Source organism: Kitasatospora sp. NPDC127111 (assembly GCF_042677465.1).
Lineage (GTDB): Bacteria > Actinomycetota > Actinomycetes > Streptomycetales > Streptomycetaceae > Kitasatospora.
This window is the reverse complement of the sequence record NZ_JBHXTG010000092.1, coordinates 1-26114: the sequence shown is the minus strand read 5'-3', so window position 1 is coordinate 26114 and position 26114 is coordinate 1. Positions and strand designations below refer to the sequence as shown.

Annotated in this window: 17 protein-coding genes, 3 tRNA genes and 1 pseudogene; 10 read left to right on the top strand and 11 right to left on the bottom strand. The window is 75.9% G+C overall.

Features of this window, described 5'->3' with window-relative positions:
• Positions 1-187: 187 nt before the first annotated feature.
• The 7 genes and pseudogenes from pelF to ACFVHB_RS35640 all read left to right on the top strand — a co-directional run bounded on the left by pelF (position 188) and on the right by ACFVHB_RS35640 (position 7936).
• Entirely contained in the window at positions 188-1693 is a 1506-nt protein-coding gene (pelF, locus tag ACFVHB_RS35670; protein WP_380330684.1) for a GT4 family glycosyltransferase PelF, read from the top strand.
• 73 nt (positions 1694-1766) lie between these two features.
• On the top strand, positions 1767-3296 hold the full coding sequence (locus ACFVHB_RS35665) for a hypothetical protein (protein ID WP_380330681.1): 1530 nt from the start codon (positions 1767-1769) through the stop codon (positions 3294-3296).
• 89 nt (positions 3297-3385) lie between these two features.
• The gene (locus tag ACFVHB_RS35660) at positions 3386-4378 is read left to right on the top strand and encodes an SDR family NAD(P)-dependent oxidoreductase (protein WP_380330678.1); all 993 of its coding nucleotides are present in this window, start codon (positions 3386-3388) and stop codon (positions 4376-4378) included.
• Positions 4379-4457: 79 nt separating this feature from the next.
• A pseudogene (locus ACFVHB_RS35655) lies at positions 4458-5168 on the top strand (NDP-sugar synthase); the annotation flags it as partial.
• A gap of 140 nt (positions 5169-5308) precedes the next feature.
• Entirely contained in the window at positions 5309-6214 is a 906-nt protein-coding gene (locus ACFVHB_RS35650; RefSeq protein ID WP_380330675.1) for an NAD-dependent epimerase/dehydratase family protein, read from the top strand.
• Positions 6211-6906, top strand: coding sequence for a spherulation-specific family 4 protein (locus ACFVHB_RS35645; protein ID WP_380330673.1), 696 nt, complete (start codon positions 6211-6213; stop codon positions 6904-6906). Before ACFVHB_RS35650 ends, ACFVHB_RS35645 begins: the two co-directional genes overlap by 4 nt.
• A 22-nt stretch (positions 6907-6928) precedes the next feature.
• Entirely contained in the window at positions 6929-7936 is a 1008-nt protein-coding gene (locus tag ACFVHB_RS35640; protein WP_380330671.1) for an endo alpha-1,4 polygalactosaminidase, read from the top strand.
• A 121-nt stretch (positions 7937-8057) separates the two neighbouring features.
• Here ACFVHB_RS35640 and ACFVHB_RS35635 read toward each other — a convergent pair whose 3' ends face one another.
• The 7 genes from ACFVHB_RS35635 to ACFVHB_RS35605 all read right to left on the bottom strand — a co-directional run bounded on the left by ACFVHB_RS35635 (position 8058) and on the right by ACFVHB_RS35605 (position 15056).
• Positions 8058-8255, bottom strand: a complete 198-nt coding sequence (locus tag ACFVHB_RS35635; RefSeq protein ID WP_380330668.1) for a hypothetical protein — start codon at positions 8253-8255, stop codon at positions 8058-8060.
• Positions 8256-8499: 244 nt separating this feature from the next.
• Complete coding sequence (locus ACFVHB_RS35630) at positions 8500-9573, bottom strand: C40 family peptidase (RefSeq protein WP_380330665.1); 1074 nt, start codon at positions 9571-9573, stop codon at positions 8500-8502.
• A complete protein-coding gene (locus ACFVHB_RS35625) occupies positions 9570-10844 on the bottom strand; it encodes an SPFH domain-containing protein (protein WP_380330662.1) in 1275 nt (424 codons plus the stop codon). Before ACFVHB_RS35625 ends, ACFVHB_RS35630 begins: the two co-directional genes overlap by 4 nt.
• Positions 10845-11030: 186 nt before the next feature.
• Entirely contained in the window at positions 11031-14288 is a 3258-nt protein-coding gene (locus ACFVHB_RS35620; protein ID WP_380330660.1) for an Ig-like domain-containing protein, read from the bottom strand.
• A 340-nt stretch (positions 14289-14628) separates the two neighbouring features.
• A tRNA-Arg gene (locus ACFVHB_RS35615) sits at positions 14629-14704 on the bottom strand.
• Between the two features lie 31 nt (positions 14705-14735).
• Positions 14736-14811: transfer RNA gene (locus ACFVHB_RS35610), tRNA-Arg, on the bottom strand.
• Positions 14812-14962: 151 nt separating this feature from the next.
• Positions 14963-15056 (bottom strand) — tRNA-Ser (locus ACFVHB_RS35605).
• Positions 15057-15232: 176 nt separating this feature from the next.
• Here ACFVHB_RS35605 and ACFVHB_RS35600 point away from each other — a divergent pair.
• A complete protein-coding gene (locus ACFVHB_RS35600; RefSeq protein ID WP_380330657.1) occupies positions 15233-19000 on the top strand; it encodes a PAS domain-containing protein in 3768 nt (1255 codons plus the stop codon).
• A 109-nt stretch (positions 19001-19109) separates the two neighbouring features.
• On the opposite strand, the gene ACFVHB_RS35595 is transcribed toward ACFVHB_RS35600, so the two are convergent.
• Positions 19110-20771 (bottom strand): long-chain fatty acid--CoA ligase, encoded by a 1662-nt coding sequence (locus tag ACFVHB_RS35595; protein WP_380330654.1) that lies wholly within the window; start codon positions 20769-20771, stop codon positions 19110-19112.
• 209 nt (positions 20772-20980) lie between these two features.
• Here ACFVHB_RS35595 and ACFVHB_RS35590 point away from each other — a divergent pair, with 209 nt between their 5' ends.
• The gene (locus ACFVHB_RS35590; RefSeq protein ID WP_380330652.1) at positions 20981-21178 is read left to right on the top strand and encodes a hypothetical protein; all 198 of its coding nucleotides are present in this window, start codon (positions 20981-20983) and stop codon (positions 21176-21178) included.
• Here the strand turns inward: ACFVHB_RS35590 and ACFVHB_RS35585 are convergent.
• Entirely contained in the window at positions 21168-22508 is a 1341-nt protein-coding gene (locus tag ACFVHB_RS35585) for a hypothetical protein (protein WP_380330649.1), read from the bottom strand. The two genes, ACFVHB_RS35590 and ACFVHB_RS35585, sit on opposite strands and share 11 nt — an antisense overlap.
• An 86-nt stretch (positions 22509-22594) precedes the next feature.
• Positions 22595-23476 (bottom strand): DUF1906 domain-containing protein, encoded by an 882-nt coding sequence (locus ACFVHB_RS35580; protein WP_380330647.1) that lies wholly within the window; start codon positions 23474-23476, stop codon positions 22595-22597.
• A 152-nt stretch (positions 23477-23628) separates the two neighbouring features.
• On the opposite strand from ACFVHB_RS35580, the gene ACFVHB_RS35575 reads away from it, so the two are divergent.
• Positions 23629-24696, top strand: coding sequence for a DMT family transporter (locus ACFVHB_RS35575; RefSeq protein ID WP_380330644.1), 1068 nt, complete (start codon positions 23629-23631; stop codon positions 24694-24696).
• Between the two features lie 153 nt (positions 24697-24849).
• Here ACFVHB_RS35575 and ACFVHB_RS35570 read toward each other — a convergent pair whose 3' ends face one another.
• Positions 24850-25512, bottom strand: coding sequence for a pyridoxal 5'-phosphate synthase (locus ACFVHB_RS35570; RefSeq protein ID WP_380330641.1), 663 nt, complete (start codon positions 25510-25512; stop codon positions 24850-24852).
• Between the last annotated feature and the right edge of the window lie 602 nt (positions 25513-26114).

The following is a 26114-nucleotide window of genomic DNA, read 5'->3' as shown; positions in this document are numbered from 1 at the left end:
CCCCGCCCCCGCCGCCGCGGGGGGGGGGGGGCACGCCCCCCCCGCCCACCCCGCCGCCCCCCCCCCCCCCCCCCCCCCCGCGGGGGGGGGGGGGGGGGGGGGCGCCCCCCCCCCCCCCCCCACCACCGGACACCCTGCCCGGCCGTCCAGGCCGGGCGCTTGACGCAAGGACAGGAGGGGGGAAGCGATGCGCGTCACCCTGCTCACCGAGGGGACGTACCCGCACCAGCACGGCGGCGTGAGCGTCTGGTGCGACCAGCTCGTCCAGGGCATGCCCGACGTCGACTTCGACATCATCGCCGTCACCGGTACCGGGCACGAACCGCTGGCCTGGGAGCTGCCCGCCAACGTGCGGTCGGTCACCACCGCGCCGCTCTGGGGGCCGGCGACCGAGGGCAGAGCCCCGCGCGGCAAGGAGCTGCGGCGGTTCCTCAACGCGTACGAGCGCTTCCTGCACTCCGTCCTGGACCCGGTCTACACCACCCACTTCGGCACCGAGCTGTACGGCTTCGCCGACCTCGCCCGGCGCGGACTGCTCAGCCCGGCGCTGCGCAGCGAACGAGCCCTGCGCACCCTCCAGCACGTCTGGACCCGCGACTACCTCTCCACCGCCGCCTCCCGGCCCACCCTGCACGACGCGCTCAACGCCACCGACCTGCTGGAGCACGCGCTGCGCCCGCTGTCGGTCGAGCCGCCCAAGGACGGGGTCGCGCACGCCGCGAGCGGCGGCCTGGCCACCCTGCCCGGGCTGATCGCCTCGCAGCAGTACGGCGTGCCGTTCCTGCTCACCGAGCACGGCATCTACCTGCGCGAGCGCTACCTCGGCTACCGCACCGGCCCGTACCGGTGGCCGGTCAAGGCGCTGCTGCTGGGCTTCTACCGGATGCTCGCCGAGGAGAGCTACCGGCGGGCCGCCCTCGTCACCCCCGGCAACCGGTACAACCGGCGCTGGGAGGAGCGCGGCGGCACCCCGTCCGCGCACATCCGGACCGTCTACAACGGCGTGGACCCGGCGGCCTTCCCGCCCGCCGGGCCGGAGCCGGAGATCCCGACGCTCAGCTGGGCCGGCCGGGTCGACCCGATCAAGGACCTGGAGACGCTGATCCGCGCCTTCGCGATCGTGCGGCGCGAGATACCCGAGGCCAGGCTGCGGCTGTTCGGCGGCACGCCCAAGGGCGGCGAGGCCTACCGGGACGGCTGCATAGCGCTGGCCGCCGAGCTCGGCGTCGCCGACTCGGTGGCCTTCGAGGGACGCGTCGCCGACATCACCGACGCGTACGCGGCCGGGAACGTGGTGATGCTCTCCAGCATCAGCGAGGGCTTCCCGTTCACCCTGATCGAGGCGATGTCCTGCGGCCGCTCCACCGTCTCGACCGACGTGGGCGGCGTGCGCGAGGCCGTCGGCGACACCGGTCTGGTCGTCCCGCCCCGCGAACCCGAACCGATGGCCGCCGCCGCCATCGAGCTGCTGCGCGACCCGGAGCGCCGCGCCCGGCTGGGCGAGCAGGCCCGGCTGCGGGTGATCGAGCAGTTCACGCTCCGCCAGAACATCGACGGCTTCCGCGGCATCTACACCGAGCTGCTGGGCACCTCCCGCTGGCTGCCGAACGGCGTGGTCGCGGTCCAGGGCGGCGCCCCGGCCGGCTGGGACGAACCGGTGGTCGTGGGCGAGCGCAGCGAGGTGGGCGCATGAGCGAGTGCAGCGAGCGAACCATGAGGAGGCGCGGTCACCGCGAAGCGGCCGCCGAGCGCAGCGAGGTGGGCGCATGAGCGGCCCCCTCCGTCTGGTGCCCGACGAGGCCGGTCCGGACTGGGCCGAGCAGACCGTGCAGCTCCGCACCCTCCCGCGCAAGCGCCGCCGGCCGGTGCTGCCCACGCAGGCCCCCGCGCCCGCGGCGGAGCAGCTCGACCTCTCGCCCGACCCGCTGGACGAGCTCGCCGCGCGGCTCGCCGACGTCTGCGCCGACGCGGTCCACCCGTACGAGATCGCGGCCTTCCTGGAGTCCGACGGCCTCTCCGACGAGCAGGCGGCGCTGCTGTACGGCCGCCCCGACGCGTTCACCGTCGCCGAGGAGCTGTTCGAGAAGGTCGAGCGCCGCTACCCCGGCCCGAGCGCCGAGTTCGCCAACCCCTGGCGGGCCGACCCCTGGCGCTGTGTGGTGCGCGGCCTGGTCTTCGCCCTGCCCGGGCTGGGCTACCTGCTGGGCGCCAACCTGTTCGCGGCCACCCGGATGCGCTTCGGCCTCCCCTCGGGGATGCTCGCGCTCTCCGTGGCCACCCTGGTCAGCTGGTCGTGGAACCAGGCGCTGGCGCACCGCTCGTACGCCTGGCTGGGCCGCGGCCGGCGCCGCGCGGCCGGGCTCTGCCTGGCCGTCGGCGCGCCCGCGGGGGCGCTGGTCGCGGCCACCGCCGGGTACGTGGTCGGCGGCCCGCTCGGCGCGCTCTGCTTCGCCGCCGGGCAGTCCGGCTACCTCGCGGCGGCCACCGTGCTGCTGGTGCTCGGCCGGGAGAAGTTCCTGCTGCTCGCGCTGGCGCCGTCCGCGGTCGGCGCGGGCGTGGTGCTCGCCGTGGACGTGCCGCAACCGGTCCGGACCGTCGTGCTGCTGTCCTCACTCGCGCTGGCGGTGGGGCTGGCCGCCCGGGAGATCTTCCGCTGCCTGCGCAGCGAGCAGGACGCCACCGTGCTGAGGCTGCCGCTCGGGCACGAGCTGCCGCACCTGCTGTTCGGGCTGGCGGTCGGCACCCTCACCCTGATCGCGGGCCTCGGCACCACCGTCCACCAGGCGGTCCGCACCGGGGCCGCGGAGGGCGCGTCCGCCAGCCCGACCGGGCCGGCCATGATCGCGCTGACGCTGAGTCTCGGCCTCGCCGAGTGGCTGCTCTTCCGCTACCGGGCGATGGCCGTGGCCGCGCTGCGGACCAGCCACACCCCGGCCGCGTTCGCCCGCCGCACCGGCGGCGTGCTGCTCGGCTGCCTGTTCATCTACCTCACGACCGTGGCCGCGCTGGACGCCGCCGCCACCGTGCTCTGGCCCGGCGCCCCGGCGCTCGGCGTCCCGGAGCTCGGTGCGCTGCTGCTGCTGGGCGGCTCGCTCTGGCTGGCGCTGCTGCTGAACGCCTTCGGGTTCAGCTGGAGCACCGCCCTCATCTGTCTGGCAGCCGCCGGCGCCGAGTGCGCCGCGCTGCTGGCCGGTGCGGACCCGACCGTCCTGCAGCTGATCGGCTGCGGGGCCGCGGCCGCCGTCCTCACCGCCGTGGCCGGGCCCGTCCTCGGCCGCACCACCAAGCACCGCTGAGTCCGCTCGGCGCTGCCGCACCACCCGTACCGGGCCGGGCCACCACGCACCGTCCACACCCGGCCGTCCCCAACAGAAAGCGAGTCACCATGAGCAGCGTCGCCGTCACCGGAGCCGAGGGCTTCATCGGCTCCCACCTCGTCGAAACGCTGGTCGCCGACGGCCACCAGGTCCGCGCGATGGTCCAGTACAACTCCTTCTCGTCCTTCGGCTGGCTGGAGACCCTCCCCAAGGAGGTGCTGGACTCGGTCGAGATCGTCCTCGGCGACGTCCGGGACCCGGGCTCGGTCAACGGCCTGGTCAAGGGCACCGAGGCGGTCTACCACCTGGCCGCCCTGATCGCGATCCCGTACTCCTACCGCGCCCCGCACTCGTACGTGGACACCAACGTCACCGGCACCCTCAACGTGCTGGAGGCCGTGCGCCACCTGGAGATCCCCCGCCTGGTGCACACCTCCACCAGCGAGACCTACGGCACCGCGCAGACCGTGCCGATCACCGAGGACCACCCGATCAACACCCAGTCCCCCTACGCGGCCTCCAAGGCCGGCGGGGACCGTCTGGCCGACAGCTACCACGCCAGCTTCGAGACCCCGGTCGTCACGCTGCGCCCGTTCAACACCTTCGGCCCGCGCCAGTCGATGCGCGCCGTCATCCCGACGGTGATCGCCCAGCTGGCGGCCGGCGAGACCGAGATCACCCTCGGCGACCTGCGCCCCACCCGCGACTTCACCTTCGTCAAGGACACCGCCAACGCCTTCCGCACGGTCGGCACCGCCCCGGCCGAGACCGTGGTCGGCAAGACCTTCAACGCCGGCACCGGCGGCGAGATCTCGGTCGGCGACCTGGTCACCCTGGTCGGCAAGCTGATGGGCGTGGACGTCACGGTGAAGGAGGACGAGCAGCGCATCCGTCCCACCAACTCCGAGGTGATGCGCCTGGTCGCCGACGCCACCCGGCTGCGCACCGCCACCGGTTGGGCCCCGCGGTTCTCCCTGGAGGAGGGCCTGGAGCAGACCATCGAGTTCTTCCGCGACCCGGCCAACCTGGCGCGCTACAAGACCGACATCTACAACGTCTGATCGGCCACGCCTCCCCGGCACCACCGTTCGACCGACAACCAAAGGCTCCTGTAGCACCATCTTCCGTGGGGGAAACACCATGCACGCAGTGATCCTGGCCGGCGGTAAGGGCGTACGCCTTCGCCCCTACACCACCGCGCTCCCCAAGCCGCTCGTCCCGATCGGCGACCAGCACGCGATCCTGGAGATCGTGATGCGCCAGCTCGCCGCCGCGGGCTTCAAGACCGTCACCCTGGCCATCGGCCACCTCGGTCACATCATCCGCGCCTACGTCGGCAACGGCTCCCAGTGGGGGCTGCGGGTCGGCTACGCCGTCGAGGACACCCCGCTCGGCACCATGGGCCCGCTGCTCACCATGCAGGACCGGCTGCCCGAGCACTTCCTGGTGATGAACGGCGACATCCTCACCGACCTGGACTTCGCCGGGGTGCTCAAGCACCACGAGGCCTCCGGGGCGCCGCTCACCATCGCCACCTACGCCCGCCAGGTGAAGATCGACTTCGGCGTGCTGACCACCGAGTCCGGTTCCATCACCGGCTTCCAGGAGAAGCCGAGCATCGACTACCGGGTCTCGATGGGCGTCTACGGCGTCTCCCGCTCGGCGCTCGCCAAGTACTCCCCCGGCCTGCCGCTCGGCTTCGACGAGCTGGTGCTGGACCTGCTGGCCGCCCAGACCCCGCCGTCCGCCTACGAGTTCGGCGGCTACTGGCTCGACATCGGCCGCCCGGACGACTATGACCGGGCCAACGCCGAGTTCGCGCTGATCCGCTCGCAGTTGATGCCCGGCGCGCCCGAGGGCGGCCTGTACGCCGTCCCGGACGGGCAGGACGTACCGATCCCGGCCGCCCGCACCGAGGACGACGCGGCCGGGCAGGGCGTCCCGGCCGCCGTGGCCGCGGCCGGCGGCTCCGACAACGACGGACGGGCCGCGTGAGGATCCTGCTGCTCGGCGCGGACGGCTTCCTCGGCCGCCACGCCGCCACCGTCCTGCGGTCCCTGCCCGGCGCCACCGTGCTGACCGCCGGGCGCCGGCCCGACCACGACCTGCGGCTGGACCTGGCCACCGCCCAGGCCGGCCCGCTCGGCGAGGAACTCGCCGCGCTCGCACCCGACGCGGTGGTCAACTTCGCCGGCGCGGTCTCCGGCAGCGCGGCCAAGCTCGCCGAGGTCAACGCCCGCGGCCCGGCCGTGCTCTGCGAGGCGGTCGCCCAGGGCGCCCCGAAGGCCCGGCTGGTGCACATCGGCTCGGCCGGCGAGTACGGCGTCTGCGAGCCGGGCTCCTCGCTCGCCGAGGACGCCGACGCCCGCCCGGTCGGCGTCTACGGCGCCACCAAGCTGGCCGGCTCCCTCGCGGTGGCCGGCTCGCCGCTGGACGCCGTGGTGCTGCGGGTGTTCAACCCGGTCGGCCCGGGCGCCCCGGCCGGCTCGCTGCCCGGGCGGCTCGCCGCCGAGCTGCGCCGGGCCCTGCCGGAGGGCGTCGACGGCGTGGTGGAGGTCGGGGACCTCTCGGCCCACCGCGACTTCGTGGACGCCCGCGACATCGCCCGCGCGGTCGGCCTGGCCGTCACCGCCGAGCACCCGCTGCCCCGGGTGCTCAACCTCGCCTCCGGACGGGCCCGGCCCGTCCGGGCGATCGCCGACGGCCTGGTCGCGGCGGCCGGCTTCGCCGGCCGGATCGACGAGAGCGGGGCCGGCTCCGAGCGCTCGGCCGCCGTCTCCTGGCAGCAGGCCGACGTCTCGGCCGCCGCCCGGGAGCTCGGCTGGCATCCGGAGACCGACCTCGCCGACACCCTGCGCGACCTCTGGCTCAGCACCGAACCGCTGGTCACCGCATGATCGGCGCGAGCCACCTCGACGGCCGCCTGCTGGTGCCGCTGTACGTCCACCCCGCGGTGGACCCGGCGGCCTGGCGGGCGGTCGCCGCCGCCGGCCCGGACCGGATCGCCGCCGTCGTCCTCAACCTGGCCGACGGCCCCGGCGACGCCCCCGACCACGTCTTCGCCGACGCCGCCGAGGAACTGCGCGCGGCCGGCCTCCCGCTGCTCGGTTACGCCGACACCGCGTACGGCCGGCGGCCGCACGCCGCCGTGGTCAACGACATCCTGACCTACCGTCAGCGGCACGGCATCACCGGCGTCTACCTCGACCAGGTCTCCACCCAGCCGGGTGCGCTGGCGCACTACCGCCGGCTCGCCACCGCGGCCCGCGCCGCCGGCTGCGCCACCGTGGTGTTCGGCCACGGCGACCACCCCGATCCGGGGTACGCCGAGGTCGGCCTGGCCGACCTGCTGGTCACCTTCGAGGGCGACTGGACGGCCTACCGCGAGATGACCCTGCCGCTCTGGACCGGCCGGCACGCCGCCGCCCGGTTCTGCCACCTGGTGTACGACGTGCCCGCCGACCAGGCCCGGGACGCCGTCGCCCTGATCGCCGCCCGCCGCGCCGGGATCGGCTGCGCCGTCCCGGGTGCCGGGGAGAACCCCTGGACCACCCTCCCGCACGGCCTGGCCGTCGCCGAACCGACCTGACCCGATCCGGAGTTCGAGTACCGTGACCCGCCGCACCCGGCCGCTGCCGGCCGCCCTCGCCCTGAGCCTCGCCCTGTCCACCGCCCTGCTGGCGACCTCGTGCAGCAGCTCGGGCCCGGACGACGAGAGCGATCCCTCGGCCGACGCCACCGGCGCGCAGCCGCCCGCGGCCACCGCCGCACCCGTGCCGGGCAGCCCGTCCGCACCCACGACGGCCGCCCCGGGCACCCCCGGCACGCCGACCGCTCCCGGCCCCACGCCCGGGACCCCGGGCACCCCCGGCACCCCGGGTACGGCGGGTACGCCGGGCACCCCGTCGCAGCCGTCCGGCACCCGCTGGCAGCCCACGCCCGGCCTCGCCTGGCAGTGGCAACTCGGCGGCGGCGTCGACCAGTCGGTGGACGTCCCGGTCTACGACATCGACGGCTTCGAGACCGACGCCGCGACCGTCGCCGCGCTGCACGCCAAGGGCCGCAAGGTGATCTGCTACATCAACGCCGGCTCCTGGGAGGACTTCCGCCCCGACTCCGCCGCCTTCGCCCAGGCCCTGCAGGGCTCCGGCAACGGCTGGAAGGGCGAGAAGTGGTTCGACATCCGCAAGCTCGACCAGCTCAAGCCGCTGATGGCCGCCCGTTTCGACATGTGCCGGCAGAAGGGCTTCGACGCGGTCGAACCCGACACCATCGAGGCCTACAACCAGAACAGCGGCTTCCCGCTGACCCCCGACGACCAGCTCCGTTACAACCGGATGCTGGCCTCGCTCGCGCACGAGCGCGGCATGGCGATCGGCCTGAAGAACGACCTGGACCAGATCCCCGCCCTGCTGCCCGACTTCGACTTCGCCGTGAACGAGGAGTGCGCGCAGTTCAACGAGTGCGCCCGGCTCGCGCCGTTCATCCAGGCGGGCAAGGCGGTCTTCCACGTCGAGTACAAGCTCGGCACGGAGAAGTTCTGCGACAGGACGAAGCCGCTGGGCCTCAGCTCGATGCAGAAGAAGCTCGAACTGGACGCCTGGCGGAAGCCCTGCTGAACCGGTGGTCAGCGGGACGGCCGGTCCGCCAGGCACTCCGTCGGGCGGATTGCTCGGCCCGGGAGGTCACCTGCCCCGGGACGGTCGTGTGCCCGGGGAGGTTCTCCGCTCCCGGGGGTGGTTACTTGACCGCCAGCCAGATGACGGCACCCAGCACGGCGAGCGCGACCACGGCGACCACCGCGATGACGCCGGTCCGGCTGCCGCTGTTGCTGCCGTAGGTGGAGACGGAGCCCGGTGCCTGAGGTGCCGGGCTCTCGTCGACGAACGCCCGGAACATCTGGGTGCTGCCGGCGGGGTCGTAGTCGTTGTCAGCCATGGCAGGGACTCTAACGAATCCGTGGCCTCGGCCGACACCCCGGACCCTCCCCCACCACGCTCTCCCCACCCCCGCCCGGCGAAATCCTTACGTCGGCGGTGGCGCCGGCCGCGCCGTCGGCGGTTGCGCCGACGGGTCGCGCCGGAAACCGCGTGGACGCCTCCGTCCGAATGACGACCGGTCCGGAGGACGCCGCAAGACCCCCGGCGGGAACGTACCCGCCGGGGGCCCGCGACCGCTCCGCCTACGGACGGCCGAAGTGGGTCGGACGGAAGCCGCTGCTGACGGTCGAGACCCGCACCGTCTTCCCCGGCCGGGGCGCCTCGACGAACTTGCCGCCGCCCAGGTAGATCCCCACGTGGTGGATGCCGGATGCGCGGCCGCTGTCCGACCAGAACAGCAGGTCCCCGCGGCGCAGCTGCCCCGCACCGATCGGTGTGGTGGCCGCGTACTGGTCGTCGGCCACCCGCGGCAGGTCGATCCCGGCGCGCAGGTACGCCTGCTGGACCAGCCCCGAGCAGTCGTAGCCGGACGGACCGTCGCCTCCCCAGACGTACGGCTTGCCGAGCTGGGCGAGTGCGTAGCCGATCGCCGCCTCGACGCCGTCGGAGTCCGACGCGCCCTCCGAGGACGGCCGGCTCGCGGTGGTCTGACCGCCGCCGGTGGCGCCGGTGCGGGCGAGGTAGATGTCGTAGTGGCTGGTGTACCGCCACTCGCCCTTCGCGTTCTTGAACCAGTACTTCGAGCCGTCCCAGCCCTGCCGCGTCCCGGCGGACGCCGCCGAGCCGTCGGAGGCGGCCGCCGCGGTCCCGGTGGAGCCGCCGGACTTGCCGGACTGAGCGGCCTGGCCGGACTTCCCGGGCTGGCCGGCCTGGCCGGACTTCCCGGTGCGGCTGGCGTAGACGTCGTAGTGGCTGGTGTACCGCCACTCGCCCTTCGCGTTCTTGAACCAGTACTTGGAACCGTCCCAGCCCTGCTTGCCGGTCGCGGCGTGCGCCGATCCGGCCCCGGCCGTCAGGCCGACCACGCCGGCTCCGGCCAGCACGGTGGTCGCCAGGCACGTGTTCCGCACGGCGCGGTGTATTCGGCCGCCACCGGCCGCCGCGGCGGGGCGCGCCGTCCGCGGCCGGGCCGCGCAGTTCGGGCAGCGGCAGCCCGCGACCGCGGGGACGCTGCCGAGGCTCTCCTCGAAGCCGATCAGCGCGGCGTCGGCGTCGAAGCCGTCGAGCTCGGCCTCGAAGTCGAGCTCGGGGTCGAAGTCGAGCTCGGCTCCGAGGCTGGGATCGAGGTCGACTTCCGTGCCGGTGGCTATCTTCATGCCGGTCGTCCTTCCTTCCGCCCGGCCCGGGCGGCCGGGGGCGGTACCGAGGCGGCCACTCCGGCCGGGGCGACGAAGGCGACCAGCAGCTGCTCCATCAGCGCGCTGCGCGCGGCCTCGTCCAGTTCGTGCGCGGTGGCCCGCTCCAGCCGACGGACGGCCAGCGCCGCCGCCTCCACCGCGTCGTCCACCAGCACCGTGCGCAGGCCCGCGTCCAGATCGGCCAGCCGGCGCCGCCGCATCGACTCGGCGACCTCGGGCGCGTAGTCCAGCGCCAGCGGCTGCACCGAGTACACCTCCAGGCCGGCCGGGGCGACCTCGGCCGCCAGTGACCGGGTCAGCTCGTCGGCGAACCACTGGCCGTCGCGCAGCGCCGGGCCGGGCGCCGCGTTGCTGTCGCACGGCAGCGTGGACGCGGTACGCGTCAGCACCGCCTGCACCTGCTCGCGCAGGTAGCCCTCGTGGTCCTCGATCGCCAGCAGCGCGCGGGCGGTGTCCTTGACCCGCCAGACGATCAGCAGCCGCACGACGATCGGCGTGCCCGTCCGGTCGACCACCTTGACCGGCTCGCTGCGCCAGTGCCGCAGCCGGACGTCCACCCGGCGGCGGCGCAGCAGCGGGTTGACCCAGACCAGGCCGGTGCGCCGGACGGTGCCGCGGTAGCGGCCCCAGCGGGTCAGCACCCGGGTCTCGCCGCCCGCGTTGGCCAGCAGCCCGGCCAGCGAGAGGACGACCAGCAGGCCGGCGGCGGTGACCGCGGCGATCGACCCGGCGTCCACCTCGGCCGCGCCGCTCGCCCGTGCGGCGGGGCCGCGCAGGTCCGGCAGCCCTTCCCAGGACGGGACGACCCCGGCGTGCAGCAGCACCAGCAGCACGCCCGCCAGACCGAGCAGCAGTGCCAGCAGGGCGATCCAGCCGGGCAGCACGGCGGCGCCGTGCTCCCGCAACGCCTGGTCGGCGCGCGGGGGGCGGCGGGAGGTGGAGGCGGCGACCGCACCGGCCGGGGTGGCCTCCGGGAGCTCGACGGTCTCGGGCCCGGCCGTCTCCAGCGGGTCGCGCAGGTCGACGGGTGTGCCCACCGGGCCGGGGAGCACCGCCGAAGGGGTGATGGCCGGGCCGTGGTCGGCCCGCTTGGCCACCTTGGGCGCGGCGGTCGGCCGGGGCTTCCGGAGCAGCGGGCTGGAGCCGGAGGCGGAACGTTCCGGCAGGGCCGGCGGCGGCGCCTCGGGCAGGTTGTCGGGTCGCTGCGAAGAATCGCGGGTGACGTCCATGCACGGATCCTCGGGTTCGGTGTGTCGCGCAACGGGCGGCCCGGATCTGACGGGCAGTGCCAGAGTCAGGCTAAGTTCATACGTCATCAAATGCGACATTTGAGATAGTGCGTGTCGACATTTACTGACGAATCATCTGAAGCCCGGACCTGACGCGCAGGCACATGAGCGGATGGTCGGATTGGTTCAGCGCCGCCGCGCCCCGGGGCCCCGGGCGAAGACCCGGCGGGTGATCAGCCCGGCCCCGGCGATCAGCAGCAGGACCCCGGCGAGGCCGCCGCGCCAGCCCTCGGACCGCGACCGGTCGACCGCCGCCTGCGAGGCCTCCGCCCCGGCCCCGATGGTCGGCCCGGCCGGCGGCACGGCCAGCGCCCGGCTGGCCTCGCCGGACGGCCGTGCGGCGGACACCTCCGCCGCGCGAGCGGTGGACGGGGACGGGGACCGGGACGGCCAGGGACTGAGCAAGGCCGTGGACGACGGCGAAACGGAGGCGGAGGCGGGGGCGGAGACGAACCGGGACGGTGACGGCAATGGGGTGACGGCGGGGCTCGGGCTCGGGCTCGGGCTCGGACTCATCCGGGGGCTCGTCCTGACACGGCCCGGCGATCCGGCCGAGCCCCGGGGCACCGACAGGTGGACGGCCGGCTGGCCAACCACCGGGACGACGATCGGAAACAGGCCCGGCCGGACGAGTTCCAGCACGGGTCCGGGTTCCGGGTCGGCGGCAGGAGCGGACGGCGTCGGCGCGGCCGGGGACGGCGCCGCCGGTGAGGAGGACGGAGCGGACGCCGTGGGCGACGCCGTCACCGAGGGCGCCGGGGCCGGCGCGGTCGCCGTAGTCGGCGCGGTCGCCGTAGTCGGCGCGGTCGGCGCTGTCGGCGTGGTCGGCGCCGTGGGCGAGGCCGTGGCCGAGGCCGACGCCGTGGGCGAGGCCGACGGCGTGGGCGGCGCCGTGGCCGGAGCCGTGGGCGAGACCGGAGCCGTGGGCGACGCCGCAGCCGGAGCCGTGGGCGAGACCGGAGCCGTGGGCGAGACCGACGCCGTGGCCGGAGCCGTGGGCGAGACCGACGCCGTGGGCGAGACCGACGCCGTGGGCGAGACCGGAGCCGTGGGCGACGCCGTCGGGCTCGGCGCCGAAGCCGTCGGCGCCGCCGGGCTCGGCGTCACGGCCGCCGCCACCCGGACGGCGACCGCCTCCGCCGACGTCCCGTTGCCCGCCTGGTCGGTCGCCGTGACCACCAGCCACTGCTCGCCGTCCACGAGGTCCCGGTTGGCCGTGCAGGTCCAGCTGCCGTCGATGGCCGCGGTGGCCCCGCAGGCGATGATCCGCTCGTCCGAGGCCGCGCTGCCCGACCGGGCGGTGACGATCACCCTGGACCCCGGCTCCGCCCGCCCGGCCAGCTTGGGCCGGGCGACCTGGACGGTCTCCCCGGCGGCCGGCACGGTCAGCACCGGCCGGTCCGGCGCGACGGTGTCGACGACCAGCGCCACGGCCCGGCCCGTCGTCCGGTTCCCGGCCGCGTCGACGGCCGTCGGGGTGAGCTGGTGCCGCCCGTCCGGCAGGTTCTCCACCGGCAGGCAGGACCAGCCGCCGTCGGCCCGCACCGCCGTGCTGCACAGGTCGGCGCCGGCCCCGCCGCGGGTCCCGGCGGCGGGCTGGTCGGTGACCGAGACGGTGCTGCCGGGCTCGCCGGTGCCGGTCAGCTGGAGGCCCGGGTCGTTGGTGTACTCGGGGAGGGTGAGCACGGGGGCGGCGGGCGGCGTGGTCTTCACGGTGATCCGGACCGGTTCGCCGCGCAGCACCATGCCGCCGCCGGTGGTCTCGACCGGGGTGAGGCTGTGCGCGCCGGCGGCGAGCGCGCCGTCCGGCCGGCAGGACCAGTCGCCGTTCTTCTCGGCCCGGGCCTTGCAGAGCGTCGTCTCCCCCTCGCGGACCTCGACGGTGGCGCCGGCCACCGCCCCCTCCCCCCGCACCTGCGGGCGGGCGTCGGAGAGCACGGTGCCGTCGACCGGGGCCACGATCTCGGGCCGGGCGGCGCCGACGGTCAGCCGGATCCGCTGGTCGGAGACCTGGCCGGAGTCGGCGAAGCCGCCGGCCGGCACCAGCTGGGCCGGGTCCCGGCCGATCCGCAGCCGGGCCCAGGTCTCCCCGGAGGCGGCGTTGCCGGGGACGGTCCACTCCAGGACGGCGGTGTCGGCGCCGGCCTGGATCTCGGTCTGCACCCGCTCGGTGGGGTCGAAGCGCCCGTTCCGGTCGAAGTCGATCCAGCCGGCCAGGGTGGCCGGCGCCCCGCCCACCGCGACCGGGACGGTGAGCCGGTAGTAGCGGCCGATCGCCGCCTCCGCCGGGTAGCTGACGGACGGGTCGGCCCCGAGGTACTCGCCGCGCCCGGGCTGGAGCAGCGGCGGCGCGGGGTTGGACCAGACGCTGCGCCGCGCGGCGCCGTGGTCGAGCTGGACCAGCGGCTCGTCGGCCGCGTCCGCGCTCCGGCGGGTCGGGCCGGTCGAGCCGGTCGGGCCGGTCGGGCCGGTCGGGCCGGTGCCGGACGCCCGCGGGGGCCGCCGGGTCGGGTTGCCGGCGTCGGCGCCGAGGAAGAGGTCGGAGACCAGGTGGGAGGCGTTGCCGTAGCCCTGCGGCGCGGTGCCGACGCCCTCGTCCAGGGTGACGGTGTAGGCCTGGGTGAGCGGCTCCGGCGGGGCGGTGGAGCCGGCCCGTGCGGTGGAGCGCTGCTCGACCCGGAAGACGGCGGTGCGGAAGGTGCCGGCCAGCTCCAGGGTGCCTTCGGCCGCGGACCCGGCCACGGCGTCGGTGCCGCCGTCCGGCCCGGCGGGGGCGAGGGTGTTGTCGTCGACCGTCCAGCCGGGCCAGTCGGTGCGGTTGACCAGGGTGGGGGCGCTCGGCGAGCCGCCGGTCAGGGTCAGCCGGGTGGCGGTGCTGGTGCCGCCGGTTCTCCCGGTGGTGATTCCGGCGAGTCCGCCGATGTGCAGCCGGGGATTCCGGACCGGGCGGGAGAAGTCGATCCGAAGCGTCCCGACGGTCCGCCAGCAACCGTCCGCCTGCGGACGTTCCGTGGAGATCCGGAAGGTCTGGGCGGGATCCCCGGGCCGCACGCCGTCGGTGTAGAGGGCGGCCGCCCGCCCCCCTCCGGCCCGGTCGGGCAGTTCGCCCGGCTCGGCCGTGACGGCGGCACCGGGGGCGGCGGAGAGGTCGAGCCGGACGGTGAGCCCGGAGGGCAGCACCGCGCGCTGGTCGCCCAGCCAGGTGTCGGGGGACTGCTGGGCGACGGAGGGCGGCGGGTTCCAGCCGATCAGCAGTCCGGCCGCCAGGGCGGCCGAGGCGCCGGCGGCCGCCGTGCGGAGGCGGCCCTCCCCTCCGGTCCGGGTGCCGCGCCGGTGCCGGGCCGGAGCGGACTGGGCGGCGTCGCGGAACATCTGTCGGCTCATCCGGCTCTCCTCCGGTGTCGGCTGCCCGGGTGGCCCGTGGGCGTGGCCGAAGACCGGTGGCCGGGCAATCTGGGCACAAGATCTGACAAAACGGAATCACGATCCTGGGCCGGTCATACCGCGACACCTGCACGCTCGGCCGGGTCCCACTCGATTGGCGGCCATCGGACCGGCGGCAGCGGGCGGCACCCGCCCGTGCCCGGCAGCTGCGGACGGTACCCGTCCGCACCCGGCCGGTACCTCACCGTGACCTGCGGCCGGACCGGGCCGCCGGGCCCCTCCGGCCGGCTCCTCGGCCGGAACGGAAGAAGCCCCCGGCCACTGGCCGGGGGCTTCTCGCTGGTGCGCTCAGCAGGATTCGAACCTGCAACCTCTTGATCCGTAGTCAAGTGCTCTATCCGTTGAGCTATGAGCGCAAGAACCGGACGAATCCGATCTTGCGGGGTTTGGTGCGCTCAGCAGGATTCGAACCTGCAACCTCTTGATCCGTAGTCAAGTGCTCTATCCGTTGAGCTATGAGCGCTCGCCCTGGTGAACGTTCCACCGGGGCGGTGCGGGGACAACATTACATGACCTGCGACGCGGGGCGAAATCGATTGATCCGGCCCCGCCCGGCCACCCGGCCCGGACATGCGAGAAGCCCCGCCGACGTGATCGTCGACGGGGCTCCCGGCTGGCGGAGGCTGAGGGATTTGAACCCTCGATGGGCTTTAAGACCCAAACCGCATTAGCAGTGCGGCGCCATAGACCGGACTAGGCGAAGCCTCCCCACATGGACCGCATCCGCAGGGCGGACCCGTTCCGTGTGCCTGTGATGATGCCACAACCCGAGGGCTCGGCACCAACCACCGACAACGTTACTAGGCGGGTCGTCCCCGCCGCAAAGAAGAATGAGATACTGCCGTCTCCGGAGGAGCTGCCCTGAGCCGAGGAGACCTGTCGACGTGAGCAGCAGGCCGATCCGAGGCGCTGCTCGCCTCGCCGCCATACTCGACGCCCTGCCCGACGCGTTGCTGCTGGTGAACAGCAACGGCACCGTTGTGGACGCCAACAGCGCGGCGGTCCAGGCGCTGCAGGCCCCCGGCACCTCGCTGGTCGGCATGGGCGTGCTGGGCCTGCTGCCCGAGTTCGATCCCAGCCGGATCCCCGGCTCGATGCGGCCGGCCACCCGCGACGGCGAGGCGCTCGACCGCCCCGTCCGGATGACCGCCCACCGCACCGACGGCACCACCTTCCCCGTCGAGGTCTCCGGCAACGACTTCGCCGACGACGGCGGCGAGGGCCGCGGCTACGCGCTCTCCCCGCTCGTCCCGTACGACCCGTACCGCGAGGGCTCCCGCTCGCCCTCCTCCAGCGACCTGCTCCTGCTGCTGGTGCGCGACCTCTCCAGCCGGCTCGGCGTCGAGGCGGAGCTGCGCCGGCAGCACAAGCAGACCGAGATGATCCTGCGCGCCGCCGCCGAGGGCGTGCTCGGCGTGGACCTCGAAGGCCGCTGCGTCCTGGTCAACCCGGCCGCGGCGCACATCCTGGAGTACCGGGCGAGCGAGCTGGGCGGGCGCGAGCTGCACCCGTTGATCCAGCACTCCCGGGCCGACGGCACCCCGCTGGCGCTGGAGGAGTCCGCGCTGCTGGACACCCTCACCTCCGGCCGCAAGCACCGGGTGCGCGGCACGGTGCTCTGGCGCAAGGACGGCCGCCCGGTCACCGTCGACCTCACCACCGCCCCCGTCCGGGACGGCGACCAGCTGGTCGGCGCGGTGATGACCTTCACCGACCGCAGCCGCGAACTGGCGCTGATCGCCCGCAACGAGCACCTCACCGCCGTCCTGGAGAGCGAGCTGGGCGGCGCGCTGACCGCGCTGCACCGGCGGATCGACGCGCTCGCCGCCGACCCGGCCGGCCAGCTCTGGCCGGAGGCCAACTGGACGCTGCGCCGGCTGGCCGACGAGTGCCGCCGGTTCGGCAAGCTGATCGACGGCGTGCTCGCCCACCAGCGGTCCGAGGCCGGCGAGACGCCGTCCGGGCCGGGCACCGCCGACGGCAAGGGCGAGGGCAAGGCCGGCCGGAAGGCCGCCGAGCGCGTCCCGGTCGCGCTGGACGAGGTGGTCCGGGAGGCCGTCGAGCACGCCGGCGAGCTGGTCGGCGCCGGCCGGGTGCGGTTCTCCGTGCACGCCGCCGCCGTCGAGGTGATCGCCGACCGGCAGCGGCTCGCCCAGGCCCTGGCCCACCTGGTCGCCGACGTCAGCGGCGTCGCGCTGTCGCTGGACGCCGTGCCCGGCGACCCCTCCCCCGGCCTGGCGGTCCCCGGCGCCCAGACCCTGCCGCCGGCCGCCCCCGAGGTGCCGATGGTGGTGCTCGCCGCCGCCCAGCGCGGCGAGGTCGCCCGGGTGGAGATCCGCGGCCCCGGCCGCGGCGGCAGCCCCGTCCACCTGCCGATCGCCCGCGCGGTGGTCGAGCGGCACGGCGGCGTGCTCCAGCCGCACGAGATGCCCGGCAAGGCCGGCACCACCTACGTCGTCGAGCTGCCGCTGGACCCGGCCGCGGCGAAGGCCGCCGCCGAGCGCGCGGCCGCCGACGGGCGCTCCGACCGCCCCAAGGAGAGCGACTCCGCCGTCCTGCCCGACCTGCCGGGCATCCCGCAGCTGCCCACCGCCCGGCACCACGAGGACGAGGCCGAGGCGGCGCCCGGCGACGCGGCCGGGGCGGCCCCGGAGCTGCGGGCCGGTGCCCCGGCCGCGGACGAGCAGCGGACGGGCGAGCGGCCCGGCGCCGAGCCCGGCGCGGGCGAGCAGCCCGCCGCGGAGCCGGTGCCCGAGCGGCGCGGCCGCCGCGGCCGGCCGGCCCCCGAGCAGCCGCCCGTCCCGCCGAACGCCCTCCCGGCCGGGCCGTCCGCGGCTCCGGCCGGCGAGAACGCGGCCGCCGACCAGTGGCCGCAGGCTCCGGCCCGGGTCGAGCGGGCCGTCCCCGAGCAGTGGCACGGCACCGGCAACGACCCCGCGTACGGGCGGCAGGGCCTCGGCGGCCCGACGGCCCAGCCCACCGACCCGTGGGGCAAGGACGACGGCCGGTCGGGAACCGCCTACGCGGTGCCCGTCGACGGCCCGACCAGCGCTGACGGCCCGAACGGCACGGACGACCGCCGCGACGAGCGGCACGCCGCCGAGGCGGACGCGGCCGGTCGGCGCGGGCCGCTCGCGCTCGGCCCCGCCACCGGAACCCCGGCCGGGCCCGACGGCACGCCGGCCGGCGGCATCCCGGTGAACGGAACCCCCGCGGAGGGCACCCCGGTCGGCGGGACCCCCGCCGGCGGCACCCCGGTCGCCCCCGAGTCCGGCCGGGAGGCCGACGGCGGGGCGGAGCCGAAGCCGTCCCGCCGCCGCCGGGCGCTGCCCGCCAACGAGGACTCCTCCGGCGGCTTCGCGCTGCCCGGCGTCCCCGACCCCAGCACCCCCGTCTACCCGGGCCTGGAGCACGCGCTGCCCGCCGGGCCCGCGCCCGCGCTGCCCGAACCGGCCGCCGCGCCGACCGGGCGCCGCCGCCGGCTGGCCGTCCCGCCCGGCCCCGGCACCGAGGCCCAGGGCCCGGCCGCCCCCGAGCCCGCCACCCCGGCACTGGCCCCCGCCCTGCCCGCGCTGCCCGCGCCCGCGGCGAACGGTCCGGCCGCGGCCGGCCAGGGCGAGACCCCGCAGCCGGTCGGCACCGGGCTGGCCGAGCTCGCGCCGCCGCGCCCGCTGCACGCCCCCGGCGTCCCCGCCGACCAGGGCGCTCCCGCCAGCGCGCCGGGCCAGGCCGGCCCGGGCGAGGTCTTCCCGGTCCCGCCGCAGGCACCGCCGGCCCTCGCCGTGCCCGTCCCGGCCGCCGTCCCCGTCCCGGCCGGCGCACCGCAGCTGCCCGCCGTGCAGGAGGCCCGGCAGGCCCCGCGCCCGGTGGCCGAACTGCCCGTCGCCGGCCGGCCCGAGCCCGCCCCCGGCGGGGACGGCGGCGCGCGCCGGCTGCTGGTCTGGCCCGAGCCCGACCCGGCCACCCGGCAGGCCCTGCAGGAGCGCGGCTACCACCCGGTGATCGTCCGCTCCCGCGAGGAGGTGGACGCCCAGGCCGCCGGCTTCCCCGCCGCGCTCTTCGTCGACCCGCTGACCGGCCCGATCACCCGGACCGCGCTGCAGTCGCTGCGCACCGCCGCGCTGAACAGCCGGATCCCGGTCCTGGTCACCGCCGGCCTCGGCCAGGCCACCCGGGACACCGCGTACGGCGCCGACCCGGCCGTCCTGCTGCGCGCGCTCGCCCCGCGCGACGGCGAGCACCACGCCCCGCGCGTCCTGCTGGTCGAGGGCGACCCGGACATCGCCGCCGCGATGATCAGCAGCCTGGAGCGGCGCGGCATGCACGTCGAGCACGCGGTGGACGAGAACGACGCCGTCTCCCGGGCCAGCAGCGTGCAGCCCAACCTGGTGGTGATGGACCTCTTCCAGATCCGCCGCCGCCGGGTCGGCCTGCTGGACTGGCTGCGCGCCAACGACCGGCTGCACCGCACCCCGCTGGTCGTCTACACCTCGGTGGACCTCGACCCGCGCGAATTGCCCCGGCTGCGCACCGGCGAGACGGTGCTCTTCCTCGCCGAGCGCTCGACCACCGCGGACGTGCAGTCGCGGATCGTCGACCTGCTCGGGCGGATCGGCGCCATGGGCGAGGCGGGCGTCGCCGCCGCGGGCTGAGCGCCCGGTGGCGCCCGGGCCGGAACGCCCCCGGACACGCCGGACACGCCGACACGGCCGAGGGCCGGTCACCCCCGTGCGGGGTGACCGGCCCTCGGTGCGTGGAGCCCTAGTCCTTGCCGAGCACCGTGACGTCGAGCTCGTCCGCGGCGTAGCTGGCGCGGATCACCTTCTTGTCGAACTTGCCGACCGAGGTCTTCGGCACCGACTCGACGACGGCCCAGCGCTCCGGCAGCTGCCAGGAGGCGACCCGCTCGGCGAGGAAGGCCCGCAGCTCCTTCAGCCCGGCCGTGGCCCCCGGCCGCAGCACCACGGTGGCCAGCGGGCGCTCGCCCCACTTCTCGTCCGGCACGGCCACCACGGCCGCCTCGGCGACCTCCGGGTGGGCCATCAGCTGGTTCTCCAGGTCCACCGAGGAGATCCACTCGCCGCCGGACTTGATCACGTCCTTGGCGCGGTCGGTGAGGGTCAGGTAGCCGTCCGCGGTGATGGTGCCGACGTCACCCGTGCGCAGCCAGCCGTCCTCGGAGAACTTGTCGTCCGGGCGCTGCGGGTCCTGGCCGGCGCCGCCGTAGTACGCCCCGGCGATCCACGGCCCGCGCACCTCCAGCTCGCCCGCCGCGACCCCGTCGTGCGGCATCCGCTCGCCGTTCGGCCCGATCAGCCGCGCCTCGACGGAGGCCGGGAAGATGCCCTGGGTCACCCGGTACGGCCACTCCTCCTCCGGGGTGAGGCCGCCGGGCGGCTGGGCGAAGGAGCCGAGCGGCGAGGTCTCGGTCATCCCCCAGGCGTGCACGACCCGGATGCCGTGGCGCTCCTCGAAGGCCCGCATCAGCGACGGCGGACAGGCCGAGCCGCCGATGACCACCATGCGGAGGCTGGAGGTGTCGTAGTCGCCCGCGTCCAGTTCGTCCAGCAGGCCGCTCCAGATGGTCGGCACCGCGGCGCTGACGGTGGGCCGCACCCGGGCGATCATCTCGGCCATCGGCTTCGGCTGCAGGAAGCGGTCCGGCATCAGCAGGTTGGCGCCGGACATGAAGGCGGCGTGCGGGATGCCCCAGGCGTTCACGTGGAACATCGGGACGACCGGCAGCGCGGTGTCGCGCGGGGTGAAGGCGAAGTTGTCGCCGGTGTTGACCTGGAGGCAGTGCAGGTAGACCGAGCGGTGGCTGTAGAGCACGCCCTTCGGGTCGCCGGTGGTGCCGGAGGTGTAGCAGAGCACGGCGGCCTGGCGCTCGTCGATGTCGGTCTGCCAGGGGTACTCGGCGGGTCGGCCGGCGAGCAGCTCCTCGTAGTCGTGCACGGTGCCCGCGAAGCCGGCCAGCACCGACCGGTCGCCGGGGCCGCTGACCACGATGTGCTTGAGCGTGGGGGCGAGGTCCGGGAGGACGGCGGCGAGCAGCGGGAGCACGGTGCCGTTGACGATGATCACGCGGTCGGCGGCGTGGTTGACGATGAACGACAGTTGGTTCGCCGGGAGCCGCAGGTTGAGCGTGTGCAGCACGGCCCCCATCGCCGGGACGGCGAGGTACGCCTCCAGGTGCTCGGCGTTGTTCCACATCAGCGTGGCGACCCGGTCGTCCCCGGTCACCCCGAGCTCGTCCCGCAGCGCGCACGCCAGCTGCGCGGCCCGCGCCCCGACCTCCGCGTACGTCCGGACGACCGGTCCGCTGCCGTCCCAGGTGGTGACCGTCGACCGGCCGTGGATCGTGGCCCCGTGGTTCAGGATCCGGGCGACGGTGAGCGGTACGTCCTGCATCGTGCTGAACACGGGTCCTCCTTGACCGGGGCACTGCGACCGGGGGCACTGCGGCTCGACTCCCCGGCTACTGGACGGTAATGCGGGGGTCGAGCCCGATTGTGCCCCTCCCCCTTCCCGGTGTCAGCATCCCGGCCCCGTTGCGAGGATCACGGATTCGCCGCGGCCGCCGGCCCGCCGCCGGGGAGGGGGCGGGAGCGGCGGCGGCGATACTGATGGGCATGAACGACAGTCATGACGGCCGCCGGACCGGGCAGGGCGCGGGCGGATTCCGGGTGCCGTGCCCGTGCTGCGCCGACGGGGTGCAGACCCGGGCCCGGCTCGGCGTCCGGGCGGACCGGTCCGGGACGGGGCTCATCACCGAGACCTGCCGGGAGTGCGCGGGCCTCGGCTGGCTGACGCTCGGGCTCAGGCGGTAGCGGCCGCGGGGCGGTGGAGGAGGCGGACGCAGACCTCGGGCGTCGGCGCGTAGGCCGGGTCGAGGACGTAGCCCTTCTCCGCCGCGATCCACAGCGCCCGCTGCGCCCCGGCACCCCGGTAGGTGGCGAGGTTGATCCGCAGCCGGCCGCCCGGGGAGGCGTTGCCCGTGTTGGTGCGGTTGAGGACGCGGCGGACGTGGCGGTCCCAGGCGGCGGCGCTGCCGGAGAACTCGGCCCAGAACGCGCACGGGCCGACCGCCCAGCGGGCGCCCCAGCGGTCCCAGTAGTCGGGCTCGGGGTGCCGGCCCTGGAAGATCAGCAGGCTGAGCACGCCGTAGACGGGGACGTAGGCGATCTGCAGCACGAACATGAACGGCAGCAGGAAGGCGGGCCGGCCCGGGCGCGGCCCCCACGGCGTACCGGGGGCGGCCGGCGGGTCGTGCGGGCCGGGGGCGAACGACGGGGCCGGGGCGGGGAACACCCGGCGGATCCAGACCCGCTCCGTGCCGCCGCCCGCGGATCCGCCCTCCCAGCCGTACCGCTCGGCCAGCCGGACGACGCCGGCCGCGCCGAGGCCGCGGTAGAGGCGCACCGGGAACTTGACCCGCATCACCCGGCTGAGGTCCTCGCAGACCTCGCCGTCGCCGGCGGCGTGCTTCGTCTCGGCGGCGCGGATGCGTCGTTCGAGGATCGGGGTGAGGTACCGCTCCCAGTCCTCCGGGCGGCCGGTGAGTTCGGCCTTGAGGCGGCGCGGCGGGATGAAGGTGCGGTTGACCTTCAGCCAGGCGTCGGAGTCCGGGCCGGAGGGGCCGCCGCCCCCGCTCCACAGCAGGATCGCGAACAGGGCCACCAGGGCGGCGATCCAGAGCGGCGCGTAGATCCACTGGAGGGTGAACTGGAGCAGCACGGCCGCCCGGTTGCGGCGCGGGCCCGGGCCCGGGAACTGGTCGGCGGGCGGTGCGGCGCCGGGCGACGCGGGCGCGGCGGGCGCGGCGGGCGCGGCGGGCCGGGCCGGCGGGGTGGCCGGGGTGGGCTGGGCCGGGACCGGCTGGGCGTACGGGACGGGTGCGCCGCCCTGCGCGTACGGGTTCGGCTGCGCGTACGGGTTCGGCTGCTGCCCGTACGGGCTCGGCTGCGCGTACGGGTTCGGCTGCTGCCCGTACGGGCTCGGCTGCGCGTAGGGGTTGAGCGGCGCCCCCTGGCCGTACGGGTTCGGCTGCTGCCCGTACGGCTCACCGTGCGCGTACGGGTTCGGCTGCTGCGCGTACGGGTGTGGCTGCGGGCCGCCGCCGCCGTTCACGCCGCCGTGATGTCCCTGGCGCTCCGTCACGCCGCCCCCCTTGCCCGCCCGGACCCGCCGGCCCGGTTCCGTCCTGTGATCGACGGGACACCCTATCCGCCCCGTCCGCCGGACCGTCAGCTCGCCAGCGGGGCGTCCACCTGGTTGCGGTCGACGGTGAGCGTGGCGCCGCCGTACGTCTCCTCGACGTTGCCGTGGTACTGGTGGACGCGCTGGTGGTCGGCCCAGAGTTCGGGGGTGAGCGCGCCGCCGCCGGTGGTGGTGTCGGCGTGGTCGTCCCAGCGCGCGTACCAGAGCGTGTCGGGCATCGGGAAGGAGCCGGCCCGGGCGGCGGCGGCCATGTCGGCGATGCCGGAGTCGAGGCTGGAGTAGAAGCCCGACCGGTAGCCGGCGGCGTGCAGCCCTTGGGTCCAGCCGAGGGCGAAGTCGACCACGGCCTGGCCGCAGGCCGGGTCGTGCAGCGGGTACGCCTCGATGTCGAGGAAGACCGGGGCGCCCAGGCCGATCCCCACGGCCCGGAGCCCGCGGACCGCCTCGGCGGCCTCGTCCCGGCCCTGCCGGACGGCGCGCGCCGGATCGATCTTCTTCGGCTTGCTCTTGAGCTCGCTGCACGGCGCCTGCAGCCCGACGTGCACCGGCAGGAACCGCCATCCCATCGCGCGCGCCTGGCGGACCCAGTCGGCGGTGAGCCTCGGCTGGGCGCAGCCGCGTTGGGAACCGCTGGTGTAGATGCCGAGCGCGCCGTACGGGGAGGCGTCGCGCCAGGCTCGCAGGGTGTCGAGCGGCGGCGCGGTACAGGCGTCGAAGGCGGCGCCGGCGTACTGGTCGCGGACGCGGAGGGCGGGAGAACCGGCCCGGTCGGACAGGACGGTGGCCCGGATGCGGGGCGCGGCGGCGGCCACCGGGGTGGTCGCCTCGGCGCTCACGTCCGTCCCGTCGACGGCCAGCAGGAGCACGAGGGAGGCGGCGACCATGGCCGCCGGGCGGAGATAGCGCACCCCGCCTTGATACTGACGGACCATCGGACGATCGCGGCAGCCGCGCCGCGGGCGCCCGGGAAGCTCACCCTTTCAGGCGCACCCGTCCGCATCCGTCCCGATTTTTGTAACGAGCTTGCCCCGGCCTGACTCCTTACGGCAAACTCGCCAGCATGCCCACGCCCAACCCCAGCGAAACCCTCGCCCCGACGCCGGCCGCCGCCGTCGCCGAGGCCCTTGCCATGCCGCCCGCCCCCAAGGGCGAGCCCGCCGGCGAGCGCGGTGGCTGGCGACGAGGCGGGGCACCCGGCCCCGGGACGCCACCGGGCACGCACCCCGCCCGGCCCACCGGCCGGCGGTTCCCGGATTTCCTGCGGCGCCCGGAGCGGATCCCGGCGCCGCTCTTCTGTCTGGCCGCGATGTTCCTCGTCCAGCTCGGCATCGCGCTGTCCAAGCCGCTGTTCGGCCCGCTCGGGGTCAGCGGCACCACCTTCCTCCGGCTGGGATTCGCGGCGGTGATCCTGCTCGCCGTCACCCGGCCCCGGCTGCGCGGCCGCCGTCCGCGCGACCTGGCCGCCGCCGGTCTGCTCGGCATGGCCTCCGCCGGGATGACGCTGCTGTTCGCCGGGGCGATCGACCGGCTGCCGATGGGCACCGCCGCGACGATCGAGTTCCTCGGCCCGCTCGCGGTCGCCCTGGTCTTCGCCCGCCGGGCCAGCCATCTGGTCTGGGCGCTGCTGGCGGCCGGCGGGGTGGCGCTGCTCACGCTGCTCGGCCACGGCGAGGGCGGGTCCTCGCTCGACCCGGTCGGCCTGGCGTACGCCTTCGGGGCGGCCGCCTGCTACGCCGCGTACATCCTCTTCACGGACAAGGTCGGCGCCGCGTTCCAGGGCTTCCAGGGGCTCGCCGTCTCGATGACGGTCGGCGCGCTGACAGTGGCGCCGTTCGGGCTCGGCCAGGCCTGGGGCGGGCTGACCGCGCCGGGCGCCTCGCCGCTCCTGCTGCTGCTCTCGGTGGCCGGAGTGTCGCTGCTGCTGCCGGTGATCCCGTACGCGCTGGAGATGACGGCCCTGCGACGGATGCCGCAGCGGGTGTTCAGCGTGCTGGTGAGCCTGGAGCCGGCGGTCAGCGCACTGGTCGGGCTGGTGGTGCTGGGCCAGCTGCTGGGCGTGCCGCAGCTGGCCGGAATCGGCTGCGTGGTGGCCGCCAGCGTCGGCGCCACGCTCACCGGGCGGCGCTGAGGGGGCGCTGCCCGGGCGCCCGCCGGGCACCCGCTGCGCGAACGTCCGAGGGGCGGACGCCCGGCCCGGCACGGCACGGCTCGGCCCGGGCTCCGGGCGGGTGCCGGGGCGGACGCGCCCTACGGCCTCGTGCGCCCCACGGCCTCGTACGCCCTACGGCCAGAGCAGCGTCCGCGACCACTCCGGGGTGCGGACCGGGCCCGTCCGGGTGTAGCGCAGCCGGACGTGGTGGCGGTCCGCGTCGCCCTGCCAGAACTCCACCTCGTGCGCCCAGAGCGTGTAGACGGCGTGCCCGGCCGCCACGGCGTCCGGGGTGGCCTCCAGACGGCGGCGGGCGACCGCGACCGCCTCGTCGTACTCGGCCGGCGAAGCCAGCGGCTCGCTCTGCCGGCCGACCAGCGCGCCGATCCGGGCGGCCGGCGAGCGGGTGGCGAACTCGGCCGCGGCGACCTGGTCGGCGGCCCGTTCGACGGTGCCCCGGACCCTGACCTGCCGGCCCAGCGGCGGCCAGTAGAGGGTGAGGGCGGCCGCCGGGTGGTCGGCGAGCTGACGGCCCTTGGGGCTGTCGGCCGCGGCCGAGAACACCCAGCCGGTGCCGGCCGCGTCCACGTCGCGCAGCACCAGCACCCGGGCGTCCGGCAGGCCGTCGGCGTCGACCGTGGAGAGGGTGACGACCTGCGGATCCAGCACCCCGGCCGCGAGGGCGGTGGCGAGCCAGTCCACGAAGAGCGGGCCGGGCTCGGCCGGGGCCGCCTCGGCGTCGAAGGACGGCAGCGGGCGGGCCATCGGCGGGCGGCCGAGCAGCAGCTCGGGCACGGACCTGGGCTCGGGCCTCGGTTCGAGGCGCGGCTCAGGCCTCGGCTCCTGACCCGGTTCCTCCCCCGGCGCAGGCATCGCCCCGCCCGGGCCGGTCAGGCCCTCCTCCTCCGCTGACATCGCGCCCTTCCTTCCGGTTGCCGCGGCCGCAGCCCCTCGCCGGCCGGGCCGCCGGGGCCCGGGCGCGGGGTGCACTGTCGGAGCGCAACCGTACCGCCGAGGGGTGACGACTCGACGGGCGCCCTGGCCGGACGGGGTGCGCGCGCCGACGGGTGCGGCTCGGGACGGCCCGGACGCGCCCACGGGCTCACGGCACCCGTGCGGCCGTCACCCCGGACGGCGTCGGGGCGACGGACGCACTCGGGGGGCGGACGCACGCGCGGGACGGCGCACGCGGGTGGGCGCACGCGGGTGGGCGCGTACCTGAACGGACACACTTATGGGCGGACGCACTCGTGGCCGGACGCACTCGTGGCCGGACGCACTCGTGGCCGGACGCACTCGTGGGCGGTGGCCGCGGACGGCCCCCCCCACCACGCCCCGGCTCGTATAAAAAAAAACGAGCCCACCCCAACCAGAAGGATAGAGGTTTGGGTGTTGTG

Excerpts from the sequence above, each read along its gene's own strand:
- ACFVHB_RS35635 (WP_380330668.1), bottom strand. The coding sequence starts at position 8,255 with ATGGCTGACAACGACTACGACCCCGCCGGCAGCACCCAGATGTTCCGG.
- ACFVHB_RS35590 (WP_380330652.1), top strand. The coding sequence starts at position 20,981 with ATGAACGACAGTCATGACGGCCGCCGGACCGGGCAGGGCGCGGGCGGA.
- ACFVHB_RS35665 (WP_380330681.1), top strand. The coding sequence starts at position 1,767 with ATGAGCGGCCCCCTCCGTCTGGTGCCCGACGAGGCCGGTCCGGACTGG.
- ACFVHB_RS35575 (WP_380330644.1), top strand. The coding sequence starts at position 23,629 with ATGCCCACGCCCAACCCCAGCGAAACCCTCGCCCCGACGCCGGCCGCC.
- pelF (WP_380330684.1), top strand. The coding sequence starts at position 188 with ATGCGCGTCACCCTGCTCACCGAGGGGACGTACCCGCACCAGCACGGC.
- ACFVHB_RS35645 (WP_380330673.1), top strand. The coding sequence starts at position 6,211 with ATGATCGGCGCGAGCCACCTCGACGGCCGCCTGCTGGTGCCGCTGTAC.
- ACFVHB_RS35625 (WP_380330662.1), bottom strand. The coding sequence starts at position 10,844 with ATGGACGTCACCCGCGATTCTTCGCAGCGACCCGACAACCTGCCCGAG.
- ACFVHB_RS35660 (WP_380330678.1), top strand. The coding sequence starts at position 3,386 with ATGAGCAGCGTCGCCGTCACCGGAGCCGAGGGCTTCATCGGCTCCCAC.
- ACFVHB_RS35620 (WP_380330660.1), bottom strand. The coding sequence starts at position 14,288 with ATGAGCCGACAGATGTTCCGCGACGCCGCCCAGTCCGCTCCGGCCCGG.
- ACFVHB_RS35630 (WP_380330665.1), bottom strand. The coding sequence starts at position 9,573 with ATGAAGATAGCCACCGGCACGGAAGTCGACCTCGATCCCAGCCTCGGA.